General features: G+C 36.8%; 3 protein-coding genes. All 3 read left to right on the top strand.

What is annotated here, in order from left to right:
* The coding region (locus Q0F90_RS06000) for a hemagglutinin repeat-containing protein (RefSeq protein WP_367113418.1) at nucleotides 1-5,758 on the top strand (5,758 nt) is incomplete at its 5' end.
* A 22-nt stretch (nucleotides 5,759-5,780) separates the two neighbouring features.
* On the top strand, nucleotides 5,781-6,251 hold the full coding sequence (locus Q0F90_RS05995) for a hypothetical protein (RefSeq protein ID WP_281675658.1): 471 nt from the start codon (nucleotides 5,781-5,783) through the stop codon (nucleotides 6,249-6,251).
* 232 nt (nucleotides 6,252-6,483) lie between these two features.
* On the top strand, nucleotides 6,484-7,077 hold a 594-nt coding region (locus Q0F90_RS05990; RefSeq protein WP_367113417.1), incomplete at its 3' end, for a M48 family metallopeptidase.

The following is a 7,077-nucleotide window of genomic DNA, read 5'->3' as shown; positions in this document are numbered from 1 at the left end:
CGTTAATATTAATACACCTAATGATAAAGGGTTATCACATAACCAATATAATGCTTTTAATGTAGACGAAAAGGGGCTTATTTTAAATAATGCGAATCGACCTGTAAATACAGAGCTCGCAGGTTATATTATGGGGAACCCTAATTTAGTAGGTCCTACGGCTAATACGATTTTAAATGAAGTAACGGGTACAAGCTCTACTTCTATGAATGGTGCTCTTGAGGTAGCAGGGGATAAGGCCCATGTTATCATTGCAAACCCTAATGGTATTTCAGTTAATAATGGAACCTTTATCAATGCTAATAATGCTACCTTAACTACAGGGAATCCGATTATCAATAACGGTAGTGTTACAGGCTATAAGGTTCAGCAAGGCGTTATTACTGTAGGTGAAAAGGGGCTTAATGCTTCTAAAACGGCACGTACAGATATGCTTGCTGAGGCTGTAAAGCTCAATGGTAAAGTTTGGGCGCAAGATACTCAAGTTGTAACTGGTAAGAATGCCATTTCCGTTGATTCTTCTGGTAAAGTTACGAATGCTCACAAAACTGGTGAATCTAGTCAAGTTGGCCTCGATGTAGCTGCTATTGGTGGTATGTATGCTAATAGTATGTACTTAGTGGGGACTAATGACGGATTTGGTGTAAATAATCAAGGTGTATTATCTGCACAAAATAAATTAACCATAGATAGTACTGGCAAATTACAAAATACAGGCACAATTGCTGCTACAGATGCCAATATTACAACCAAAAGTCTAGAGCAGATGAATAAGGGTAAATTCTATGTAGATACGGCAAAGATTACTACTGACTCTATAATACAAACTGGTAATGCTACGACTAAAGAAGCACCTGTTATGATTGCTCAAAAAGATTTGTCTATAGCGACAAAATCTATCATTAATACAGATGGTAGTGTCATCAAAGCAGAAGGTAAATTACAGCTTGGTAAAACGATGGATGAGAAAGGTACAGTGTCCGGTAAAATGGATAGTGTAGTAAATACTGCATCTACCATTGAGTTTGGTCAAGGTGGAGCTTTACTTGCAAAATCTGTAGATAATAAAAATGGTGGTATTACCCTTAAGCGTGTAGCAGTAGAGGGTAAAGAACATATCAAAAACGAAGTGGCTCCATCTGGTAGCATTAAGCGTTATCAATTATCTGAGGAACGGATTTATGGACATGATGATGAAATTCCTAAAGATAAAGTCGTAGTACACTCTTATGAAAACCTTCAACTTTCAGTGTATGGCGATCATAAAGATAAATGGACTAAATATGAATATGATCGTACTCGTGAAGTAGATACGGTAGATACATCTAACCCTGGCCGAATTATTTCTGGTGGTAATTTACATATGGATGTAGACCACATGGTGAATGAGGCTAGCCAAATTAGTGCTGTTGGAGATATTACCGGTACCGTAGGTCAGTATGAACAAAGTAATCCTAAAGGTAATGAATATATTACTGAAGAGGGCACTGCCACAAGTTATAGTCGTCATCATAAAAAAGGGTGGGATACCACCTATATTCGTGAAGCGAAGTATAAGAATACTAAGGTGAATCCTAAAGATGTACCTGTTGCCGTATATGGCGGTCATGTAGAAAACAGTAAAAGTGATGCCACAGTAGATGCATCTTTATTAAATAGTATGAGTCAGTTATCGACGAATCCTAATACTTCCTATGTAATTGAAACCGATCCAAATTTTACAAATCGTCGCAACTTCTTATCTTCTGATTACGTATTATCTCGCCTTAAATTAGACCCTATGAATATACAAAAACGATTGGGTGATGGCTACTATGAACAACAACTTGTTATGCAAGAGATTATGCGTCAAACCGGTAAAAGTAGACTGCAATCTGGTCTTTCAGCAGAAGAACAATATCGCCAGTTGATGGATGCAGGGATTAGTGTAACAAAATCTCAATCTATTGTGTTGGGTCGAGGTTTAACAGAGTCTGAGCAAAAGAATCTTAAAGAGGATGTAGTGCTCTTAGTTAGTAAGTCTGTTGTATTACCAAATGGTAAAACTGAGACTGTACTAGTTCCTACTCTGTATTTAGCACCAACCACAAAACGAGTAGAGGGTGGCGCTAATTTACAAGCCCAATCAATTAACCTTTCTGTTGATACTATGCATAATAGTGGTAGTATTGTAGCGGAGAAAGATGTGACTCTTACTGGTAATTCCATTCACAATGATAATGGTCTTATTAAAGGTAACACGGCTACGGTTATAGCAAATGATGAAGTTCGTAATACACAAGGCACTATTATAGGTAATGATACAGTTTCTGTGTATGCTAAGAAAGATGTTGTTAATGAAGGTGGCACAATTACACAAACTAATGCAACTGGCTCTACAAAGGTTGCTGCGGGGCGTGATGTAATCAATAAAGGCGTGCAGTATGAGGCCGGTAATAGCAAGGTTGAGTGGAATAGTAGCAACAACCGCCGTGAAACGATTACTGGTGTAGATCAAGGCCGTATTGGTGGTGCTGGTCAAACAACAGTAGTAGCAGGACGTGACGTATCTATGGAGGCAGGTATTATCTCCTCTAATGTGAATACAAAGGTAACGGCAGGTCGCAATGTAACGATGAAGGCAATGAATGCTACACATGAGCTTGAAGAACATCGTTTCGATAAAGGTAAATCTGGCGGTGGACATTCTAAAACGACTGAGTCTCATGATCTTGTTAAAGCACAATCATCTGTTGGTAGTAGCATTGAAGGTAAGAACGTTTCCGTTGTATCCTCTGATGCCGTACAACTTGAAGGCAGTCAACTATTAGCGGCAGATACAGTGCAAGTATCTGGTAATACGGTTGCATTAAATACAGCGAAAGCAAATAGTACAGTGAATCATGTATACCTAGATAAAAAGAAAAGTTTAGTAAAACGTGAAAGTACCAATGCGGTGGACGATGTAACTACTACGTCTGTAACAGGTTCTACGTTAAGCGGTAAAACTGTAACTATTACTAGTGCTCATGATGTAACTGGTCAATCTGCTCAAATTATGGGTGAGAATGCGGTATCTGTTACCGCTGGTGGTAAGGTAGAATTGGGCGCTGACAAATCTACTACAGATGGCTCTAGTGTGTATCGTCATAAAAAATCTGGCTTACTAGGTGGTGCAGGTATAGGCTTCACTATTGGTAAAGAAAAACACAATATTGATGAAGCAAATCATGAAGAGGCTACTGTACGAAATACAATTGCTAGTACGAAAGGGACTGTAAATATTAAGGCTAATGATACAGTTCATCTTACAAGTGCAGATATTGTTGCTAAAGAAGGTGCTGTGTTAGATGGCTCTGCTGTTACATTAGATGGTAACGTGGATCATAACCATATGACACATGATGAACGCTACAAAAAAACTGGTCTTACCGTATCCTTAGGTGGTGCAATAGCAAATACACTTACAAATACTACACGTACAATAAAACAAGCTGGTGGCCGTGATGATAAACGGTTAGCTGCACTTGAACTCAATGAAGCGCGTAAACAATTGCAAGATGGATATGAAGCAGTAGATGCAGCTTTACATGGAGAAAAAATACGCGATGCCGTAACAGGTAAAGTTGATAAAGTAGACGGTAAAGCTAAACGAGGCGCGAAAAATATTGATGATGCTATTAACTTATCTGTAAGCATTGGTAGCACTTCTAGAAAACAAGGGCAAGTAGTAGATACAAACACATATCAAGGTGGTACTCTGGTTAGTGATAGTGAGGTACAAATCAAGGCTCGTGATGCTCAGCAAAGTGGTATTGGTTTAACAGGTGAAACCGTTGAGGCTAAAAAATTAGTATTAGATAGCGCTAGTGATATTAATCTTGAGGCTGGTAAGAATACTGTAGATGTTAATAATACCTATAAAAGTTCTGGCTGGAGCGTTGGTGCTGGCATTAGCTTAACTGGTGGTGGACTCCTCGATATTAATGCGAGTGGCAATATGGCTCGTCAAAATGGAGATACCCATCAAGAAAGTTATGTACCTACTAAGATTAAAGCGGCTCAATTAGCACAGCTTAAAGCAAAACGAGATACAAATATTATTGGTTCTACTGTGTCTGGTAAAAAGGTAGAAGTAGATACCGGTCGTGATTTACATATTCAAAGCTTACAAGATGTAGATAACTTTAAAGAACATAGTAAATCTGCAGGCTTTTCTGTGTCCTCTAAACCTAACTTCAAAAATCCAACTGGTAGTATCAATGCCAGTGTAGGACGCATTGATAGCAAATGGAAGAGCGTAACAGAACAAGCTGGCATTTATGCAGGAGAAGAAGGCTACAATATTAATGTAGGTAATAAGACTACATTAGAGGGTGCGGTTATTAAAAGTGAATCTACGAAAGCTAAGAATAAATTAACTACAAAATCTCTAGAGATGAAAGATATCAAAAACGAAGCTGAGTACACATATAGCAACAATGGTATCGGCTATAACTACTATGGTAGTAAAAAGAAACTTGAAGAGATGAAAACCAATGATAAAAAAGGTTATGATAAGATTTATAACAGTATCGGTCTAGTTCCAAACTTAGGTGTAGGCTCTAAAGGTAAAGCAAGCTCTACTACTCAATCTGCTATTTCTGATGGTATACTGTCTGTAGATGGTAAAGAAATTGATACTAAAACCATTAACACTAATACAGAAAATACGTTACATCAATTAGATAAGATTTTCGATAAAAAGAAAATTGAAGAACGTCAAGAATTAGCACGTCTATTCTCTAAAAATGCATTTGAACAACTACATAACTGGCAACCAACAACGAAAGATGGCAAAATCGCTAAATCTATTGCACATGGTATCATAGGTGAAGTAGCAGCACGTATGGCTGGTAATGCACCGGGTAGCGGGTTTAAAGCTACTATGACTAATGAGTTGCTAATTGGTGAAATAAAGAAAGTAGCTAAACATGATCCCGCATTAGCACAATGGTTGAGTGCTGCAGTAGGTGGTGTGGTTAATAAAGTAACTGGCGGATCCGTAAATACTGGTGCAGCAGTGACATCTTATGCCACTAAATGGAATGATGAAACTGGTGTAAAAAGTTCTTTAGAAGAAGCTTATGCTGCTATGGATAGAGATATATCAGATGAAATAAATAGGCAAGAATACGATGACCTTAATTTTTTATCTAAGTCAATAATTAAAGGCACTCAGATTGGACATAGTTCTGATTTCTTAGCTTCTATATTTGGCGAATTCTCTCCTAACTATAGTGTAGCGGTAGCTTTATACAAACATGCATTACATGGAGATGGGGAAAAACAATATTTTCCGCTAGGTACAGGGGCATCTGAATTAATAAGTAACTATTCAACTTTTATTAGTGGTGTGAAACAAAACAGTGCGAATATGTCGGTTGGTGAAAGTAAAGTACAATACTTTGTTATTAGAACATATGGTAATGCTAGAGCTGCATTCGGAAAATTAAAGATTGGTGTTAGAATGACAAAAATTTCTGAAGATAAAGTTCATGTGGTTGGGCAAGCAAAAGATCTATATAATTTTGAATGGATTCCTGATTATGATAATGATATTCCAGCTGTTCCACCAGCGGAATTCTCTGCTGAGTATATAGCTAAACTGTTGTCTATAGCGGAAGATACATCAAAGCAAAGCGCATTAATTGCTGCAAATAATATTGCTTATTTAGAACAGAGAGCTGGAATTATAAAGCCTTATAAATATGGAATTCAAATTGATACTGTTATTTAAACTAAAGTGAGTGCATAGTGAAATGAAATATATATTAGGTATTTTTATAGGTATTGTTCTTTTAGTAGTAGGTTCAATAATTTATATTGGTGAATCTAATTCTTATAAATATGAACCTCGTTATTTTTTGGGTTATTCAAAGGGTGAAAATTATATACTAGATACTCAAACTGGTGTTACATTAGAACATAATGGATACTCTTATGAAGCGCAATCAGATTATTTATATAGTTATGGAAAAACAGGGTTTTTAAAGCTTGATTTAAACTCAGGTCAAACTCATTATTTGTTTGATGACCAAACTGATGAAATATATAAAAATAATATTTTAAACAGATGTTTAATAGAGAAAAGAGAACAGAAACCAACACTAACATATATTTGGTCTAATAAGAATGACTTAACTTTAGAAGAACAGGATGTTTATAATCAGTTGAAAGATAAGAAGATGAGATATCCTAATCGTTCTATCATTGTTAAAGTAAAACAATAGTACTTAATATTTTTAGTTAATTTATATGCACCGTAAGATAAACTTGTGATATATTTATTAAGACTTTTATACACTAATAAATAATTTGATATTACAGATTATTTTTAATGGCACCTATATCCCCCATATGGGGAAGATATAGGTGTCATTTTTATAAGCACATATTAAAAATCAGTATTGATTAAAATCTAAGTATTTCTATTAAAATTACTAGAATTTTACGATTTTATGAGTGTTTTATGATAAAATAAAAGGTATGAATACTTCAACAACTAGGTCTATTACCTATAATGGCGACACAATTGAATATGAGCTAACCATCAAGCGTGTAAAGAACATGAACATGCGCATTACAAAGGATGGTGTGATCCATGTGTCGGCGAATGCCTATGTGCCGGATTATAAGGTGGACAAGTTTGTTATCGAGAATATGCCCTTCATTGAGAGGGCTCGTTACAAGATTGATGCATTGAATGCCAAGCGCGTTGAGGCGTTACAGTATGTGAATGGTGAAAGCTTATCTATCCTCGGCATTCCCGTTACGTTGCGCCTAGTTGAGCAGGATGGAAAGCCTCATATTGGCTTTGACGGAAAAGCCATCCTTACTATGGTGGTACCTCGTGGTACCACCTTTGAAGCGAAGCATAAATTAATGCAAAGTTATTGGCGTAATTTAGGGGAGAAGGTCTTTGTCCATTGGGCGAAGGTCGTGTATCAGCGCTTTCACAAGCAAGGTATTGATGTGCCTATGCCAACCATAAAACAGCAGCGTATGAAGAGTCGTTGGGGTTCTTGTACGCCAGCAAAGCAGCTCATTAAGATGAAC

The sequence above is a fragment of the uncultured Veillonella sp. genome (assembly GCF_934190855.1).
GTDB lineage: Bacteria > Bacillota > Negativicutes > Veillonellales > Veillonellaceae > Veillonella.
This window is presented reverse-complemented; position numbering and strand designations above follow the sequence as displayed.